The sequence below is a fragment of the Streptosporangium lutulentum genome (genome assembly GCF_030811455.1).
Taxonomy (GTDB): Bacteria; Actinomycetota; Actinomycetes; order Streptosporangiales; family Streptosporangiaceae; genus Streptosporangium; species Streptosporangium lutulentum.
The window spans coordinates 9874776-9892598 of the sequence record NZ_JAUSQU010000001.1 but is presented as its reverse complement, the minus strand read 5'-3'; the positions used below and the strand labels follow the sequence as shown (position 1 = coordinate 9892598).

Annotated in this window: 16 protein-coding genes and 1 pseudogene; 8 read left to right on the top strand and 9 right to left on the bottom strand. The window is 69.5% G+C overall.

What is annotated here, in order from left to right:
* Positions 1–570: a TetR/AcrR family transcriptional regulator gene (locus tag J2853_RS44460; RefSeq protein ID WP_307567905.1), complete on the bottom strand. Its 570-nt coding sequence runs from the start codon at positions 568–570 to the stop codon at positions 1–3.
* A 73-nt stretch (positions 571–643) separates the two neighbouring features.
* Here J2853_RS44460 and J2853_RS44455 point away from each other — a divergent pair, with 73 nt between their 5' ends.
* Positions 644–1897, top strand: a complete 1254-nt coding sequence (locus J2853_RS44455) for an FAD-dependent monooxygenase (protein ID WP_307567904.1) — start codon at positions 644–646, stop codon at positions 1895–1897.
* Here the strand turns inward: J2853_RS44455 and J2853_RS44450 are convergent.
* The 4 genes from J2853_RS44450 to J2853_RS44435 form a co-directional block, all read right to left on the bottom strand.
* A complete protein-coding gene (locus tag J2853_RS44450; RefSeq protein ID WP_307567901.1) occupies positions 1887–2747 on the bottom strand; it encodes a DMT family transporter in 861 nt (286 codons plus the stop codon). The genes J2853_RS44455 and J2853_RS44450 overlap by 11 nt on opposite strands.
* 198 nt (positions 2748–2945) lie before the next feature.
* A complete protein-coding gene (locus J2853_RS44445; protein ID WP_307567900.1) occupies positions 2946–4769 on the bottom strand; it encodes a M14 family metallopeptidase in 1824 nt (607 codons plus the stop codon).
* 520 nt (positions 4770–5289) lie between these two features.
* The gene (locus J2853_RS44440; protein WP_307567898.1) at positions 5290–5652 is read right to left on the bottom strand and encodes a VOC family protein; all 363 of its coding nucleotides are present in this window, start codon (positions 5650–5652) and stop codon (positions 5290–5292) included.
* A gap of 87 nt (positions 5653–5739) precedes the next feature.
* Positions 5740–6999, bottom strand: a complete 1260-nt coding sequence (locus J2853_RS44435; protein ID WP_307567897.1) for a lipase/acyltransferase domain-containing protein — start codon at positions 6997–6999, stop codon at positions 5740–5742.
* Between the two features lie 447 nt (positions 7000–7446).
* On the opposite strand from J2853_RS44435, the gene J2853_RS44430 reads away from it, so the two are divergent.
* The 4 genes from J2853_RS44430 to J2853_RS44415 all read left to right on the top strand — a co-directional run bounded on the left by J2853_RS44430 (position 7447) and on the right by J2853_RS44415 (position 10166).
* Positions 7447–8337, top strand: a complete 891-nt coding sequence (locus J2853_RS44430; RefSeq protein ID WP_307567896.1) for a DMT family transporter — start codon at positions 7447–7449, stop codon at positions 8335–8337.
* A 279-nt stretch (positions 8338–8616) separates the two neighbouring features.
* Complete coding sequence (locus J2853_RS44425; RefSeq protein WP_307567894.1) at positions 8617–9111, top strand: hypothetical protein; 495 nt, start codon at positions 8617–8619, stop codon at positions 9109–9111.
* Positions 9112–9346: 235 nt separating this feature from the next.
* Positions 9347–9586 (top strand): hypothetical protein, encoded by a 240-nt coding sequence (locus tag J2853_RS44420; RefSeq protein ID WP_307567893.1) that lies wholly within the window; start codon positions 9347–9349, stop codon positions 9584–9586.
* Between the two features lie 265 nt (positions 9587–9851).
* Positions 9852–10166: a hypothetical protein gene (locus J2853_RS44415; protein WP_307567892.1), complete on the top strand. Its 315-nt coding sequence runs from the start codon at positions 9852–9854 to the stop codon at positions 10164–10166.
* 292 nt (positions 10167–10458) lie between these two features.
* On the opposite strand, the gene J2853_RS44410 is transcribed toward J2853_RS44415, so the two are convergent.
* Positions 10459–11250, bottom strand: a complete 792-nt coding sequence (locus tag J2853_RS44410; protein WP_307567891.1) for a class II aldolase/adducin family protein — start codon at positions 11248–11250, stop codon at positions 10459–10461.
* Between the two features lie 344 nt (positions 11251–11594).
* On the opposite strand from J2853_RS44410, the gene secA2 reads away from it, so the two are divergent.
* Positions 11595–13796 carry an accessory Sec system translocase SecA2 gene (gene secA2 / locus J2853_RS44405; protein WP_442480525.1) on the top strand — a complete coding sequence of 734 codons (2202 nt, stop codon included), beginning with the start codon at positions 11595–11597 and terminating at the stop codon, positions 13794–13796.
* Between the two features lie 214 nt (positions 13797–14010).
* Here secA2 and J2853_RS44400 read toward each other — a convergent pair whose 3' ends face one another.
* From J2853_RS44400 to J2853_RS44390, 3 genes are all read right to left on the bottom strand, one after another.
* Positions 14011–14286, bottom strand: coding sequence for a type II toxin-antitoxin system RelE family toxin (locus J2853_RS44400; protein WP_307567888.1), 276 nt, complete (start codon positions 14284–14286; stop codon positions 14011–14013).
* Positions 14283–14561 carry a type II toxin-antitoxin system Phd/YefM family antitoxin gene (locus J2853_RS44395; protein ID WP_307567886.1) on the bottom strand — a complete coding sequence of 93 codons (279 nt, stop codon included), beginning with the start codon at positions 14559–14561 and terminating at the stop codon, positions 14283–14285. Before J2853_RS44395 ends, J2853_RS44400 begins: the two co-directional genes overlap by 4 nt.
* Positions 14562–14781: 220 nt before the next feature.
* Entirely contained in the window at positions 14782–15915 is a 1134-nt protein-coding gene (locus tag J2853_RS44390) for a TetR/AcrR family transcriptional regulator (RefSeq protein WP_307567884.1), read from the bottom strand.
* A gap of 102 nt (positions 15916–16017) precedes the next feature.
* Between J2853_RS44390 and J2853_RS44385 the strand changes: the two genes are divergently transcribed.
* Entirely contained in the window at positions 16018–17232 is a 1215-nt protein-coding gene (locus J2853_RS44385; RefSeq protein WP_307567882.1) for a cytochrome P450 family protein, read from the top strand.
* Between the two features lie 127 nt (positions 17233–17359).
* Positions 17360–17788: pseudogene (locus J2853_RS44380) on the top strand (ClpB D2-like domain containing protein); the annotation flags it as partial.
* Positions 17789–17823 lie beyond the last annotated feature (35 nt).

Below are 17823 nucleotides of genomic sequence, written 5' to 3'. Positions count from 1 at the left end.
TCACCCGGCGAGCATGCCGCGCAGCAGTTCCCGCGCTCCGAGGCGGAGGTCGTCCAGGGTCGGCTCGGCTCCCGCCCCGACGATGGCGTCGAACATCACGCCCTCGCCGAAGGCGACCAGCTGGCGGCCGTGCCGTACCGGATCCGGCGATCCCGCGGCGGAGAGGATCGCGATCACGGGGTCACGGAACCGGATCCCCATCTCGTCGTAGATCTTGCGCAGTTCGGGGCGGCGGGTGGCCTCCATGGCGAGCTCGTAACGGGCGATCGTCCGGCGGCGGCCGGTGGTCAGCTGTGCCCAGAGCGCCTGGGCCGTCACCTCGGCCAGCATGTCCGGCGTGGCCGGCCCCGCGAGGTCGAACACCGAGGCGAGCACGTCGGACTCCACCTCGGTGAGCCGCGCGAGAGTCAGCTCCAGCAGCGCCGAACGGGTGCGGGCCAGATTGGACGTCGAGCCCGGTGGCAGCCCGGCCGCCTCGTCCACCGCCCGGTGGGTCAGGCCGCGCATGCCCCGCTCGGCCAGCAGGGTGACGGCGGTCTCCGCGATGAGTTCGGCGCGTTGGGGCTTCACCCTCGTGATACTACACTTGTAGTTTAACTACAGGCGTAGTAGCCTCCACTACAGTCGTAGTGAGGAGCACGTCATGGGGCGCGCAGTGGTGATCGGGGCGGGGATCGGCGGGCTGACGGCGGCGGTGGCGCTGCAGCGGCGAGGCTGGGACGTGACGGTGTTCGAGCGCGCGGCGTCCCTGGAGCCGGTCGGCTCCGGCCTGGCCGTCGCCGCCAACGCGCTCAAGGCCCTGGACACGATCGGCGTCGGCGACGAGATCCGCGAACTGTCCGCGATCCAGGGCGAGGCCGGTATCCGGCGCGCCGACGGCCGATGGCTGGTGAAGACCACCGAGGAGGCCGCCTCCGCCCGGCACGGCGACTCGGTGGTGCTGCTGCGCCGCGCGGACCTGGTCGACGCGCTCTCCGCCCGGCTCGAACCCGGCACCGTCAGGCTGAACACCACGGTGAAGGAGGTGGACCCGGAGACCGGCGGGGTGATCTTCGAGACCCGAGGCCCGGAAACCGCCTCGGGACCCCATCCGGCGGCCGACCACGCCACCGCGCCGGAGCCCCATGACGGCACGGGCCGGGAGTCGCAGCTGGAGGCCGAGCTGGTGGTCGCCGCCGACGGCATCCACTCCCCCGTCAGAGCCGCGCTGTTCCCCGGCCACCCCGGCCCGCGCTATGCCGGGGTCACCAGCTGGCGGCTGCTCATTCCCGGCGGAGGCGTTCCCGGCCAGGCCTTCGAGAGCTGGGGCGAGGGAAAGGTCTTCGGGGTCATGCCGCTGGCCGGCGGCCTCGCCTACTGCTACGCCACCGACGCGGTCCCGGCAGGCGGCGGTGGCGGGGACCAGCGGGCCGAGCTGCTGCGCCTGTTCGGAGACTGGCACGCCCCGATCCCGGCCCTGCTCGCCTCGGCCTCGCCGGAGAACGTGCTCAGGAACGACGTCCACCACCTCGCCACCCCGCTGCCCGCGATGCACCGCGGAAAGGTCGTCCTGCTGGGCGACGCGGCGCACGCCATGACCCCCAACATGGGCCAGGGCGCCTGCCAGGCGATCGAGGACGCGGTGGTGCTGGCCCACGTCGCGGGCACCGGCGCGGGGCCGGCCGCCTACACCGCCGCCAGGCTGGAACGGACCACCGGGATCGTCGCCCGATCCGCCTCGATCTGCCGGGTCACCCGGCTGCGCAATCCGCTGGCCGTACGGCTGCGCGACGCCGTGGTGACGCTCACCTGGCGCCTCGCCCCCGCTCGCGCGGCGGGCGCGATGGACGACGTGCTCGGCTGGACTCCTCCCTCGACGCCCGCGAAGCCCCCGGCACCCCAGACGCCTACGAGTTGATCGCGACCGGTTCGCGGGGCAGGGCGGAAACGCTGTGGTCGGGGGCGAGGCGCCCGAGAGTGATGGTCCCCCAGACCAGCAGGGCCGCGGCGAAGATCGCGGGGATCACGTCCAGCCAGCCGCTCGGCATCGCCTCGCCGAGCAGCAGCACACCGGCGATGATCGAGGTGATCGGATCCACCACCTGGACGGTGGCGTAGGCGATGCCGAAGTAGCCGACCTCGTAGGACTTCTGAAGCAGCACGATCGCGCAGATGAGCAGCACCGGGATGGCGAACAGGAACCAGCCCAACAGCCCGGACAGGTTACCGTCGAAGTTCCCGCCCACCACCCGGACGAAGGTGGACACCGACGCCGTCACCGCACCCGCGCCGACCGACAGCAACAGCGCCTTGGACGAGCCCGTCACCTTCCGCGCGGCCAAATGGGCCACCAGCACGATCAGTCCGACGGCGCCGAGGAAGCCGAACGCCTCGTGGTTCGTCAGATGCGGTTTCACGGAATGCGTGGGAAGCAGCAGCACCAGGCCGAGCAGGCCGACGGCCACCGCGATCGACCCCATGATCTCTTCCTTGCGCGGGCGCCGGCCGTGCATCATCGCCGCCAGCGGCACCGCGAACACCAGCGTCGCCACGCTGATCGGCTGCACGGCGATCAGCGGGGCGAAGCTCAGTGCGACGGCGTGCAGGCAGGCCCCGGTCAAACCGATGATGCCGCCCAGCAACCAGCGAGGCTTCCTCATCAGCTTCAGCGAGGCCCCCTCCGAAACCGCCTCGAACTGTTGCAGCGCGGCCCCGAGCGCATAGCCCAGAGCGCCGACGAGGGCGATGGAAATCCCGACCCAAGTCATCTCCACCCACCTGGGGAGAGCGAGGATACGCAAAAGAGAGTTTCTCGGGTCATCCTGCAAGCTTAAGGTGCCAGGCAAGGGGGTAAGGGCTGATCCCTCACTTGGGAGTCCCGACAGAATGAGCTGACCGGTGCCGGAGAAACGGCCGAGTGCCGGGAGAGAAGACTCGGGACGCCCCGCGGGACGCCCCGAGTGGGCTCAGGGTTGCCGGGTTATCGTGACGTCGTCGATTCCGGCCTCGACCAGGGAGGCGCCGGAGGCGTCACCGGCCTCGATCAGGATGCGGACGCTCTGCCCGGCGAAGGCGGAGATGTCGGCGGTGGCCGTGGCCCAGGCGCCGTTGCGGTTGGAGGCCGCGCCGAGTTGCTGGAACACCTGGGTGGTGGTGGAACCGACGACCCGCACCCGCAGGAAGTCGGCGCTGGAGGCGTTGGAGCCGTGCGCCAGATACCAGGAGAACGACAGGTTCAGCGTGCCGGTCGGCAGGGTGATGGCGGGTGAGCGGACGCTGGTGGTGCCGCCGTCGAGGTCGTAGTCTCCGGCGGCCGTGCCGGCCAGGCGTCCGGTGACCAGGTCGTTCGTGCCGCTGACCGTGGTGCCGAGCTGTTTGGCGCCGCTGGAGGTGGTCGCCGCGGGGTCGCCGCGTTCCCACGCGCCGAGGGTGGCGGTGTCGGTGCCGCCCGGGTTGACCGTCCAGCCGGTCGCCGTCTCGAAGGTGTCGGAGTAGACCGTCGTCGGCGGGGTGCCGGTGCCGCAGTACTGCGACTCCTTGCCGGTGATCCGGTAGACGCAGTCGGAGTACTCCAGGAAGCGGAACGCGGCCTCCCGGTTGCGGCTCGTCTGCGTCACGATCTGCTCGTCGGGCGGATAGAAGCCCGGCGATCCGGTCGGATACATCTCGAAGGTATAGCTGAAGATCTTGTAGGTGGCCCACATCCAGTCGCCGATCGAGCCGTCGGTGATGTAAAGATCACTGGCCTGCTGGGGGGTGTAGTTGTTGGTGGAGGCCATGTTCTGGCCCAGCGCCGCGAACGCGTCACGGTCGTCCTGCGTCAGACCGGAGGCGGTGTCGTTGAAGGTGTAGCCGTAGGGCCACAGGACCAGCTCGCCGTAGGTGTGCCAGTCGATGTGGGACGTGATCTGCTGCACGCCGCCGACCACCCGGCTGCGCACCCAGTTCGCGGCCGCCTTGACCTCCGGGGCGGATTCGCCCGCCGTGCCGCGGTAGGTCTCGCTGGAGGTGGAGCCGGAGGAGCCTCCGCAGCAGCCGAACTGGTAGGCCCAGTTGCGGTTGAGGTCGGTGCCCACGGAGGAGGAGCCGGCGTTGGGTTGCCGGTTCTTGCGCCAGGAGCGGTAGGAGCCGTTGGCGATGTCGTACTCGCCGCCGTCGGGGTTGAGATCGGGCATGATCCAGATCTCGCGGCCGTTCACCAGGTTGGTGATCCTGCTGTCGCTGCCGTAGCCGTCGGTGAGCTGGTTGAGCAGGTAGAGCGCCATCTCGACGGTCAGGTGCTCGCGGGCGTGCTGGTGGTGGGTGAACAGCACCTCGGGCTCGTTCTCGTCGGTGCCGACGTTGTCGCTGATCTTGACGGCCATCAGGTCGCGGCCCTCGTAGGAGGTGCCGTAGCTGATTTTCCTGGCGATGGCCGGGTGGTCGGCGACGATCTGGTTCACCGCGGCGGTCAGCTCGGCGTAGTTGTGGTAGCCGGAGTCGGCCGGCGGGAAGTCCGCGCGTTTCTCGGGTTCCACCGGATACAAGGGCTTGGCGATCTTTGTGACGGTGTAGCCGAGTCTTTTGATCTCGGCGACCTCGGCCTCGGTGGCGGTGACCACGATCGAGGCGGAGTCGACCTGGTCGATCGCGGCGCCGGTGGCCGCGACCGCGCTTCGCTGCCGCGCGTCGCTCGGACCCTGCACCTTGTACTGGCCGTTCGGCTGCGGCTCGGCCGAGGCGCCCGCCCCGGTCATGCCGACGCATAACAGCGCCAGGACCGCGATCATCACGGTCAGACGACGTCTCACCTACGTCCTCCTCAGACACGCGATCTAGGGAGTTGTCGCATGCCTGCACTGAGAGTCAAGCAAGTTCGTCGATCCGCAAAGGCCCAAATTCAAGGGCCTGTACAGCCGCCCTCGCGGTCACGTCCCGCTCTGCTCCACCGCCAGGGGAAATGTGATCGCCAACGATCCCCGCCTCATCCGGCGACGACGTCTTCGGCCTGGCGGACACCTCAATAAAGGCTGAGCCTTTCGCGTCGGGCCAGGCCCTCCGCCCGCCTGCCGGTCAGGAGAATGCCCACCCGGCGATGGTCGGCTTGCCCGCCGAGTGCCGGGTGGGGTGGTAGGAGAACCCGCGGTCAGGTGAGCATTCGGCATCGTCGCGCGCCGGGCGGCTGACGTCGATGGCGAATACCGCAGACCGCCGATCCGGCCGTCTGGCCGGCAGGCCACCACACGCCTCCGGGCACACGGTCGTACCCGGAGCGTCGCGCGGTGGCCGGCCCACGTCGAGAACGATCCGTCACCGGGTCAGAAGCGAAGCTCAGTCACGGGGCGGGCAGACGCAGAAGAGGTGCCCCTCGGGGTCTGCGAGCACCACGTAGCTGGCCTCGTCGGGCTGGAAATCGGGCTTCGTGGCCCCGAGCTCCAGATAGTCCTGTACGGCCTTCGCCAGGTCGGGGACGCGGACATCCAGGTGGAACTGCTTGTCGGAGCCGGGCCACGCGGCCGGCTTGCGATCGAGGTTCTGCTGGAAGTAGATGGTCATCGTGCCGTCGCCGATGCCGGCGTAGGAGTCTTCGGCGTACTGGATCTCGTAGCCGAAGACCGCCGCGTAGAACTCGGCGAGCCGCTTGGGCTCGGCACAGTCGATGTTAACGGCGAGGAACTTCGCGGTCGTGGTCATGGGTCTCATCCTCACGCCCGTACCTGTCAACTCCTGTCACGTATAGGCGATGAGTATCGTCGCCGTTGCGGTTCCCGGGTCAAGGCCTTACCGGGACGGGCAGAGCGAGCGCGGGCGTTCGAGGTGAGCGAGCAGGCGATCGAGCACGTTCCGGTCGCCCGGCAGCGCGAAATGGTCCACCCCGGGGTTGTCGGTGAGGCTGAACCGATGACAGCCCATCGCCTTCCAGGCCAGCACCGCCTCGTTGGTGATGTCCTCCTGGTTGCCGTCGCCGTCCCGGTTCAGGAACCCGGAGGTATCGGCCACCTGCCCCACGGTCAGATTCGGCAGCCGTGCCCCCACGACCGTCGCCAGCCCGAAGCCCCTCTCCGCGTACACGTCCACGTCGGGGAACGACCGGGCGTCGGCGAACGCGATGAACCCGACGTAGTGGTCGGCGATCTCCCCGGCCACCGGCAGGTTCGCGTCGGCGAACAGGCGCGGGTAGTCGCGCGGGGTGTAGTCGCGGCCGGTGGAGGCGTCCCGGACGACGACCTCGCGATCACCGAAGACCTCGGGGTCGGACGCGCTCATGTAGGACGAGGGCGCGCTCAGGTACAGGCGCGCGCTGCTCCCGGCGTTCTCCTCGGTCGCCGGATAACCGAAGTCCTGGACGTTCAGCCCCGTGAACAGCACCGGGTACAGCAGGCCCTGCCCCGGGAAGTTACCCGCGATCGGCGTGAACCCGTGGATGTACTTGTCTCGCCACGCACGTGTGGTGTGGGTGAGGAGGTACTGCGCGTAGAGCGGCCCGTTGGAGTGGCCGATCAGGTGCACGGGCCGGTCGCCGTTGTCCCGGTAGGTGTCCTCGACGAGTTCGCGGGTCCGCCGCAGGAAACCGCCCATGTCCGGGGTGAGCCTGGAGTCGTAACCGGCGACCCGGATATCGGCGTCCCGCACGTACCCGGCGGCCTCGAGCCTGCGGTACAGCGGCTCGTAGAACGGCGCGCTGCCCGTTCTGCCGTAACCGACGATCCGGACGTCGACCCCGGGCTGATTCGAAAAGCGCGACGACATCGGGGTGGACGGACTCCCCCGGTAGCGGAGCGTGAGGAGCCGATCCTGGCAGACCTGGCTGAAGACGGTGCTCGGGTGATCGTTGCGGAACCAGTCCTCGAAACGGCCCGACCGGGGGCATCCGGGAGCCGCCGTCTGGTCGTCGACGGTCACCATGAGCTTGGTGAGATGGAACGCGGGAAACAGCACGACCGGGATCCTGCCCGGCTGCGACGCCCCGGCCGTACCCGGAAACACCGCCAGCAGGGTCAGTGCCGCGAGCACGGCCCGGCTCCAGAATCTGTCGGGCATCCGAGTCTCCCTCGCTCGGTCACGACCGCCGTTCGACGTGGCCATCCCCCCATCGCTGGGGGAAGAATCCCGCCACGAACTCTATTTTTGCAGTTCAGGGGGCCCGGACCTCCAGCGAGCCCGCGACACGCGGGAGAGGTCACGGCCGGGCTCCGCCGCCGGGGCCGGCTCGGCGGCCGGGCCGTTTCCGCGGGGAGCACACCGGTGACGGTTCTTTCGACCCTCGCGAGGCGAGAGCGGCCGTCACCCCGCCGGGGCGCTCGATAACCGCTGGATGACACCCCTGGTGCCCGGTTAGGGTGGCGCCATGCTTTTGATCATCTCTCCGCCCGCCGCCCGCTAAGCGGGCGGCTCTCTCCTGACAACCGGATCCGAGCGGTCCGGTGGGTGGTTGGCGCCCGCATACGTGCGGCCCGAACGACAACCACTTCATCTGGAGAGATCTCCATGACGCATGTCTCCGTACGGCGGGGTCTGCTGTACGTTTCCATCGCGGCGACCGCCTGGGGCACCGGTGGCGCCGCAGGGGCGCTGCTCTACCGGACCGGCGGGCTCGGCCCCGTCTCGGTCTCCTTCTGGCGGTTCGCCGCAGGCGCGGTCATTCTCCTGCTGGCCTCCCGTTTCCTCGGCCTCGGCCTCGGGCGCGTCCGCGGCCTCGGGCGGATCGTGGTCACGGGCGTGGCCATGGCCATCTATCAGACGGCCTACTTCGCGGCGATCGCCGAATCCGGGCTGGCCGTGGCCACGGTGGTCACGACCGGCGCCACGCCCGTCTTCGTGGCCGCCGGAGCTCGCCTGCTGCTGGGCGAGCGGCTGGGCGCGGCCGGGATGGGCTCCGTCGCGATCGCTCTGACCGGCCTGGCCATGCTGACCCTCGACGGCGGACCGGCGACCGTCGAAGCGCCCGGCATGGGGTGGGCGCTGCTCTCGGCGGCCGGCTACGCGGGAGTGACCCTGCTCAATCGCGCCTCCGCCGACGAGCCGTACGCCACCGCCATGGGCGGCTTCGTCGTCGGCGGCCTCTGCCTGCTTCCCCTCGCTCTGGCCCAGGGCCTGCTGCCGTCCGGTGACCTGCTCGCCTCTTCGGCGATCATCGTTTACCTCGGCACGGTCCCGACCGCCCTGGCCTACGGTCTGTTCTTCGCCGGCCTCGCCGCGGTCCGGGCCACCACGGCCTCCGTGATCTCCCTGGTGGAACCGGTCGGCGCGGCGGTCATCGGGGTGCTCCTGCTGGGCGAACGGCTCACCCTGCAGACCGCCTGCGGCGCGGCCCTTCTCCTCGCCGCCGTCGGCCTGCTCGCCCTTCGCGAGAGGAGGGACTCCTCGCGGACGAGGTGAGCCTCCGCGCGCCAAGGCCGCTCCATCGCCGGGAGCGGCCTTTCCGTCCGCCCCACGACCGCGCGAGCCCGACTTTCCACGCCTTCCCAGAAAGCCGATAAGTTCCCAAAAACAATCGAAAGAAACAAAACAGGAGTCAAAATTGGTTTCGCCGCAGCTTGCTTCAATAATACGAAAATGAGCAATTAAATCCTTTGCTCCCAACAATTCGCCTTATAGCGTGGCCGTTGTTCACGGCCGCCAGGCGATTCCTGCTCGCGGCCCGACCAGGAGGAATCCATGTATGGAAAGCAACAGCTGACGGTGCTCGGCCCGGCGCTTCTTGCGGTCATCGCCCTCGGACCGGCCTCGATCTCGCACGCCTCGGCCACGCCGAGTTCCGTGCGGGCGGTGGCGGCAGACGTCTCGCACAACGGAGCGGCGGCCGACGACCAGCCCCCAAGAGGTGGGTACCAGAACGGCTACCGGGATGGCTACAGGGCTGCCAGCCAGGACTGCAGAAGGAGAGGCTCCTTCCACCATCGCCATAGAATGAGCGACTACGACAGAGGCTGGCTGGCCGGCTACGACGACGGCTACGCCCGCTTCTGCACCCGTGGCCGTGACCATGACCATGACCGCGGCCGTGGCCGTGACGATGACCATGGCCGTGGCCGTGACGATGACCGCGGCCGTGGCCGTGACGATGGCCGTGGCCGTGGCGATGGCGCTGTCACCGGCACGGGCACAGGCACCAGCACGGGCGCTGTCACCGGCACTGCCACCACAGACTGACCCTTCCTCTCGGCGCTGAGACCCCGCTGAGAGAAGCCAGGTTTCGAAGAGACCAGGCCGGTCTGCTGACGGAGGCCCACGGGCTTCGCCTCAGACCGGCCTGTCCCTTGAGTGAAATCACCGTCAAACGACAGGGCCTTGCCGTACACCGAGTGGCCGTGTGTGGCGGCGACCTCGTCCGGCCCACGGCCCGTTCCCCGCCGGCCTCGCCGCGGTGCGGGCCACCACGGCCTCCGTGATCTCCCTGCTTGTGGATGACGTGGAACCGGTCCGCGCGGCGGTCATCGGGATGCTCCTGCTGGGCGAACGGCTCACCCCGCAGACCGCCTGCGGCGCGGCCCTGCTCCTCGCCACTGTCCGGCCTGCTCGCCCTTCGCGAGAGAAACGACTCCTCGGCGCCAAGGTAGGCCGCTTCTCACCGACCGTCACGCAAAGGCCGCCGCACAAAGGCCGCCGCACAAAGGCCGTCACGTAAGGGCCGTCACATCTTCGAACCGGCCTTTCCATTCGCCCCGCGACTTCGGAGCACTGATTTCCGCGCTTTCCCGAGGGGTTGACAAGTTCCCCCAAAAAACCGAGATAAACAAAATGAGAGGCAAAATTGGCTTCGCCTGGGCTTGCTCCAAGAATACGAAAATGAGCAATTAAATCCTTTGCTCCCAACAATTCGCCTTATAGCGTGGCCGTTGTTCACGGCCGTGAGGTTATCCCTGATCACGGCCCGGCTAAAGGAGAAATCCATGCATGGCAAGCAAAAGCTGATGGTGCTCGGACCGATGCTTCTCTCGCTCCTCGCCCTCGGACCGGCCTCGATCTCACACGCCTCGGACGCATCGCACAGCGGAACGGCGACGGGCGCGGGCGTGTCGGACGAGCAGCCACCGTGGCGCGGGTACTGGGATGGCTACCGAGACGGTTACAGGGCCGCCGGACAGGACTGCAGGAGCAGGATAATGCACTCTTTCCAGGGAGACCGGAGAATGAGCGAGTACGACAGGGGCTGGGTAGCCGGCTACAACGCCGGTTATCGCCGCTTCTGCACCATGGTGGAATAATCCTCCCTCGCGGCGAGGAGACCGGGCCGCGGCGGAACGGTCCCGGAAGAGACCTGACACCGACTGTTTCACGGTCCGTTTGAAACGCATCGCGTCTGACACGAAAGACGGGTAGGCCGGTTTGCGAGGCAGCCCCACCAGACCGGCCCGCCCCATGGGTGGGATCACCGTCATACGACCACTTGCGATGTCACAGGACCCTCTTTTGGGTGGGACACGCTCGGAGCGGGAGCCGTCCCCGGAAGCCCCGGAAAGCCCCGGAGGCTCGGGAGACAGGCCCCGCCCGCAGGGATCAGTCGAGCAGATCGGGCTCCGCCGCGATGATCTGGTCGTGGAGCGGCTGGAAGTTGATCCAGCCGACCAGGTCGTTGCCGATCTGGCCGTGGGTGAGCTTGGCGTTCTCGTGGCTGATCCTGACCGTGGGGCCGGCCGCCTTGGCCAGAAGCTGGGCCTGGCACGAGCGCTCCATCGTGATGAACCACCAGGCCGCCGCGTCCACGCTGTCACCCACGGTGAGCAGGCCGTGGTTGCGCAGGATGACGGCCTTGAAGGAGCCGAGGGCCTGGGCGATGCGACGTCCCTCCTCGGTCTCCAGGACCACGCCGGTGTAGTCGTCGAACAGGCCGTGATCCTCGTAGAACGCGCACGCGTCCTGGGTCAGCGGTTCCAGGAGCGTGCCCATCGACGACAGGGCCTTGCCGTGCACCGAGTGGCTGTGCGCGGCGGCGACCGCGTCCGGCCTGGCCTGGTGGACCATCGCGTGGATCGCGAACGCGGCCTGGTTGACGTGGTAGCGGCCCTCGACCACCTGGCCGTCGTGGTTGACGAGGATGAGGTCGCTCACCGTGATCTGCTTGAACGACATGCCGAACGGGTTCACCCAGAAGTGGTCGGTGTGCTCGGGGTCGCGGACGGTGATGTGACCGGCCACGCCCTCCTCGAAGCCGAACCGGCCGAACAGCCGCAGCGCGGCCACCAGGCGTTCCCGGCGATGGCGGCGTTCCTCCTCCACGGTCTCGAACGTCGGCGGCAGCCGGAAGAGGAGCCGGTCCGCGGGGACCGGCTGCAGATCGGACAGGCTCATCGTGCCTCCGGGGAAAGGGACGGGGTATGACACCGCGCGAGGGCCGTGACGATGCCCGAGCCGGTGCGGACACCCGGTCGGGAAAGGGCACGCGCCTAGCGTGTCCTCCCCCGGACGTCGTGTCCACGGCTGACACGAATCCGGTTCGGTTTTGTGTCGCGAGGGTACGGCCGACGCGGCGCCGCCCTCCCGATTCCCCGTATCGAGCGGGCCTCCGGCTCGCTTCGGTGGTCCCATCTCAGGAATGATCTACCCCGTCTGTACGGTGAGACGACAGTCGGTACGGTAAGGGCGACAGTGGGAACGTGAGCCCGGGAACGGGCGTTGGAGGGAACGTGGCCTCGATAACTCAGCTCGTCAGGCGGTTCCTGGAGCGCCCCGGTTCGATCGACCGGACGCCGTTCGAGCGGACCGTGGCGGCTGCCGCGACCCGCGAGGACCGGATCAGGGAGCTCGACGAGCTTCCGGTGCCCTCCACGGACGATCTGGCCGAATTCTGCGCGATCGTGCGGGAGACCGCGCACCGCACGCTGGGGCTGCGGCCGTACGACGTGCAGCTTGTCGGCACGCTGGCCATGATGTCGGGAAACGTCGCCGAGATGGCCACGGGCGAGGGCAAGACCCTGTCGGGCGCCATGGCCGCCGCCGGATACGCCCTCCAGGGCAAGCGCGTCCACGTGATCTCGGTCAACGACTACCTGGCCCAGCGGGACGCCGAGTGGATGGGCCCGCTGTACGAGGCGCTGGGTGTCTCAGTCGGCTGGATCGGCCAGAGCTCCACGCCGGAGGAGCGCCGGGCCGCCTACGCCAAGGACGTGACGTACGGCTCGGTCAGCGAGATCGGCTTCGACGTGCTGCGCGACCGGCTCTGCACCGACGTGGCCGACCTGATCGTGCCCACCCCCAACGTGGCGCTGGTGGACGAGGCCGACTCGGTGCTGGTCGACGAGGCCCGGGTGCCGCTGGTCCTGGCCGGGAGCGCCGACCCCGGCGGTTCGGTGCCGGAGATGGCGGCGCTGGTCCGCCAACTGGTCAAGGGCTACCACTACGAGCTCGACGACCAGGCGCGCAACGTCCACCTGACCACCAAGGGCATCGACACCGTCGAGCAGGCCCTGCAGCTGAACCTCTACGACAGCCCGTCCTCCCTGACGGAGGTGAACCTCGCCCTGCACGCTCACGCCCTGCTGACCAAGGACGTCGACTACATCGTGCGCGATGGCAAGGTGCAGCTGATCAATCCGTCACGGGGCCGGGTGGCGATGCTGCAACGCTGGCCGGACGGCCTGCAGGCGGCGGTGGAGGCCAAGGAGGCGCTGGCCCCCTCGGAGACCGGCGAGATCCTCGACTCGATCACCGTCCAGGGCCTGATCACCCGCTATCCCGAGAAGTGCGGGATGACCGGCACCGCGGTCGCGGTCGGGGACCAGCTCCGGGAGTTCTACGACCTCAAGGTGGTCGTCGTCCCGTCCAACCGGCCGTGTGTGCGGATCGACGAGCCCGACCGGCTGTTCGAGTACCGGATGGAGAAGGACCGCGCGCTGGTCGACGAGATCGTCGAGGTGCACGCCACCAGGCGGCCGATCCTCATCGGCACCCTGGACGTGGCCGAGTCCGAGCGCCTGGCGCTGACCCTGAGCGGGCGCGGCCTCGACTGCGTGGTCCTCAACGCCAAGAACGACGCCGAAGAGGCGGCGATCATCTCCGGGGCCGGCGAGCGCGGCACGATCACGGTCTCCACCCAGATGGCCGGGCGCGGCACCGACATCCGCCTCGGAGAGGGCGTCGACGAGCTCGGCGGCCTGTACGTCATCGGCTCCGGCCGGCACACCAGCAGCCGCCTGGACGACCAGCTCCGCGGGCGCGCGGGGCGTCAGGGCGACCCCGGCGGTTCGATCTTCTTCGTGAGCGGCGAGGACGAGCTGATCACTCACTACGTGGCCGACGAGTACGCCAAGGGCGTGCCCGAGCACAGCCTCGTGGGTCACGCCCAGCGGGTCGCCGAGGGCGTCAACATGGAGATCCACCGCAACACCTGGCGCTACACCCGCCTCCTCGAACTCCACCGGAGCCTGGTCCTCGACCTCCGCGACAAGATCCTGCGCGGCCGTTCGGCCGGCGACGCCCTGGCGGCGGGAGCTCCTGAGCGGTGGTCGGAGCTGAAGGAGTCCGTCGGCGAGGACCTGCTGCACGAGGCCGCCCGGCAGATCGTGCTGTTCCACCTCGACCGATCCTGGGCCGGCCACCTGGCCGACCTGGCCGACCTCCGCGAAGGCATCCACCTGCGCGCCCTGGGCCGCCTCAGCCCGATCGACGAGTTCAACAAGGAGGCCAAGGCCGCCTACCAGCGCATGCTGGCCGAGACCGAGTCCCTCTCGATCGCCGCCTTCGAGACCGCCCCGATCACCGAGGACGGCCTCGACCTCGACGGCGCGGGCCTCAAGCGTCCCACCGCCACCTGGACCTACCTCGTCCAGGACAACCCCTTCGGCACCGAGTGGGAGCGCATCCTCAACCGCCTGACCACCAAGGTCCGTCGCCGCTGACCCCACTGTTCGAAGCGGAGACGAAAGAACCACTCCCTACAGACAGGTCACGACGATTTCAGCCTCGGGCTCCCTCCCGAGGCTGACGTGTTCGACCGCTCCGTACAACTCCACCGGGTGTCGCCGGAGACACCACCCGCGATGAACGCCCGCGTCGTGAGCCGCGGAGGTATATCGGTCATGCGACCTGTCGTTCCGGTTCGTGCACACGGCACTAGTGAGACCGATAGGCGTCTGCCCGATGCTGGGTAGTGATCACCTGGACGACGATCCGGCCGTCGTCGATCAAATACAGAACCCGGTAGTCACCTCGGCGTGCCGACCATTGAGGGGCGAGAGGTTCGTCGAGGGGCTTGCCCACTCGCTGGGGACTGTCCAGCAGCGGTCCGGTGACGAACTCCCAGACGGCCGGCACGACCTTCGCCGGTAGGCGTTCGGCAAGGTCCTGCTTGGCTCGGCGGGTGAGGTGAAGTTCGTACCGCTTGCTCACAGGCGACCGGCCCGGCGTAGTTCGGCTTCCACTTCCGCCTGGGAGTGGACGTGTCCCGCTTCCAGATCGGCGAGTCCCTCGCGAATGGCCGCCACCGTTTCGGCGGAGGCGAGAATTTCGATCATTTCGCGCATCGTCTCGTAGTCGTCCGCGGCCAGCAGCACGGCCGCCGGCACGCCGTTGCGAGTGATCTCGAATCGTTCGTGTGTGCTGACGGCGGATTCGACGATGCCGGACAGCCGGGCACGGGCATCAGCCAGAGGAAGAACTGTCATGTACATAATTATAGACAATGTGAAGCGCAGCAGCCGCTGAGACGTGCACGACCTTCGCCTGCCGGCTCAAAGGTGGGTGGCCATGCCCTCAGCCGGCATGGATGCGGCCCCTCCGGCCTCACGGGAATCAGCGGATTCTCCGGAGGCCGTCCGGGCAGCCGGCGCCACGGCGATACGCGCGCCGAGGCACAACGGGAGCTCCCGGGCGAGGCGTCGGCCGTCACCCGTCCCATCTCGCGTGCGGCGTCCGGGCCGGGCTCTCCGACCCGTCCGGCCCGTCCGGCCCGTCCGACGCCGCGGCGTGGCACGCGCCTCGGCCGTCGGCCCGTGCGACGATCCGGCCCGCCTGGACGCGAACGGCCGCCTCGGTCCCGTCGCTGACGGCGGGCACGCCGGCCGCCGCGGCGAGGACGCCGGCGGTGTCGTACACCACCTGCAGGCGAGGCCATGCCGACGGCGGGAATGCCTGGCGCAGGCAGACGCGGAGCTCGGCGACGGCCAGCCGCGCCAGCGGCGCCAGCTCGTCGGGATCGCCGGTGACCAGGACGGCGGTGACCGTGGCCTCGGGTGGTGCGGCCCGTACCGCCTCCTCGACGGCCTCAAGCCGGTGCAGCCCGAGGATCGCCACCACGCCGTCGCCCGCGAGCCGCGCGGGTCCGCCGCCGATGACGTCCACGGCGGGCGGCGGGGACCACGGCTCGCCCGCGGGCCTCGCCCGCGGGACGTAGGCGAGGTGCGGAGGCTGCCACACGTCGCCCAGGCCGAGATCCGCGAGGTGCTCGCAGACGCTGACGACGTTGAAGGGCTCGACGAAACCGGGAGCGGCGGCGGCCAGCTGGCTCGCGCCGTGCAGGGTCGTGAGCACGGCCTCGGCCACGTTCACCAGGCGGCCCGCGGGTGCCCCGGGCGGACGCAGCCGTTCCAGGGCCAGTCCGAGCAGGATCGCGTCGAGCTTCATCAGCTGCGTGTACGGCCTCCGGGTCCGTTCTTCGACGAGGATCTCCGACATCAGGTCCATGCCGAGCCGGGCCGTGCCGTGCTCTTCGTCGGTGGCGAGAGGGAGCCGGGCGACCCAGGCGCGGGCGAACGCGCCGAGCGCCTCGCGGGCGGTGCGCTCCGGCTCCGGGTGCGGTGACTCGGGGGTGCGCTCGGCGAGGTCGGCCAGGACGGCGAAGTAGAGAGCGCGCTTGCCGGGGAAGTTGGAGTAGACGGCGCCGCGGGTGAGCGTGGCGCGCTCGGCGATGCTGTCGATCTTGGCGTCGCGGAAGCCCCGCTCGGCGAACTCCTCCCTGGCGGCGGCCAGCACCTTGGCGCGGTTGCGCTCCTGCATTTCCGCCCTGCTGAGCTGGCCCATCGTCTCCTCGTTCCGGCATGCCCGTTCGTCCCGCCCCAAGATACTCGGGGCTGTGCATATGATGAGAACATCTGATCTCATCATCTGAAAACTGGAGTGTTCATGACCGACGTCAGACCGGATGCGAGCGGCGTTCCCGAGATCGACCTGACCGACCTCGACGTACTGCGCGACCCCGCCGCCGCTTACGGACGCGTCCGGGAGCACTCGCCGCTGGCCCGGCTCCTGGCCCCCGGCATGCGACCGATGTGGGTTCTGACCCGGCACCGGGACGCCAAGGCGATGCTGAGCGACCCGCGCTTCGAGCTCAACGCCGACAGCTTCATCCGGCCCGCCGGCATCCCCGAGCACTGCCTGGCCTACATGCGGACCATGCAGGAAATGGACGGACCGGAGCACGCGCGGCTGCGCGGGCTGGTGTCGCCCGCGTTCACCGCGCGCCGCGCCGCCGATTTCCGGCCGCGGATCGAACCGATCGTCGAGAGCCTGCTCGACGACCTGCCGGACCACGCCGAGGACGGCTCGGTGGACCTGCTGGCGCACTTCGCCCGGCCGCTGCCGATCGAGGTGATCTGCGAGCTGGTCGGCATCCCCGAGGCCGACCGGCCGCGCTGGCGGGAGTACGGAGCCGCCGTGGCGGCCGGCTGGGGCCAGGCGTTCGCCGAGGCCATACCCGGCATCATGGAAGGGGCCGAGGCGGCGGTCGCCCGCCGGAGGGCCGAGCCCGGCGACGACCTGATCTCCGCCCTCGTCCGCACCCGAACCGACGACGAGGACCGGCTCGGCGACGCCGAGCTGGTCACCCTGGTCTGGAATCTGGTCCTCGCCGGGCAGACGCCGACGAACCTCATCGCCAACGCCGTCGAGGCCCTGCTCCGCCATCCCGGCCAGCTCACCGCGCTGCGCCAGGACACCGAGCTCATGCCCCGTGCCGTCGAGGAGCTGACCCGCTGGTGCGGGCCGCAGTTGCTGAGCATTCCCCGCCACCCGAGAGAGGACGTCGAGCTGTTCGGCGTGACGATCCCCAAAGGTGACCCCGTCACCGTCTCCATCGTCTCCGCCAACCGCGACCCCCGCGCGTTCGCCGACCCCGAACGGCTCGACCTCGGCCGTGCCGCAGGCGCGGCGGGCCACCTCGGCTACGCCCACGGACCGCACTTCTGTCTCGGGGCCGCCCTGGCCCGGGTGGAGACCGAGGTCGCGCTCACCGCCCTGCTGCGCCGCTTCCCCGAGCTGGCGCTCGCCGACCCGCAGGCCACGGGGCTCGTCCCCGACCCGGGCACCTGGCGTCTGGCGTCGTTGCCCGTGACCCTCTGACCCCCGGACCCGGCCCTCCCGCGTTCCGGACCGCACAACCGTTGAGGAGACGTTTCCCATGGCACGCATCGCCGGCGGCGACCCGCTGAGGTGCACGTTCTGCGGCAAGGAGCAGGAGGAGGGCGCCCTCGCCGAGGTCCTGCCCGAGGACCTGCTGACGTTCGGGCTGATCCCGGAGTTGGTCGGCCGGCTCCCCGTGGTGTCGACCTTCCGGCAGCTGGACCGGACGGCGCTGATCCGGATCCTCACCGAGCCGCGCAACGCGCTGATCGAGCAGTACCGGAGGCTCTTCGAGATCGACGGGGTCGAGTTGGAGTTCACCGAGGACGCCGTCGGTGCGATCGCCGAACAGGCGCTGCTCCGCCGCACCGGAGCCCGAGCCACCCGGGCGATCCTCGAAGAGGTCCTGCTCGACGTGATGTTCGAGGTGCCGAGCCGCGACGACGTGGCCCGCGTCGTGATCGACCGCGACACCGTGCTCGACAACGTCAACCCGACCCTGGTCCCGCGTGAGCAGCCCGATCGCCGATGGGACAGCCCCGGGAAATCCGCCTGAGGCGTCCCCCGGCCGTGAGCTCCGCCCGCGGAAAC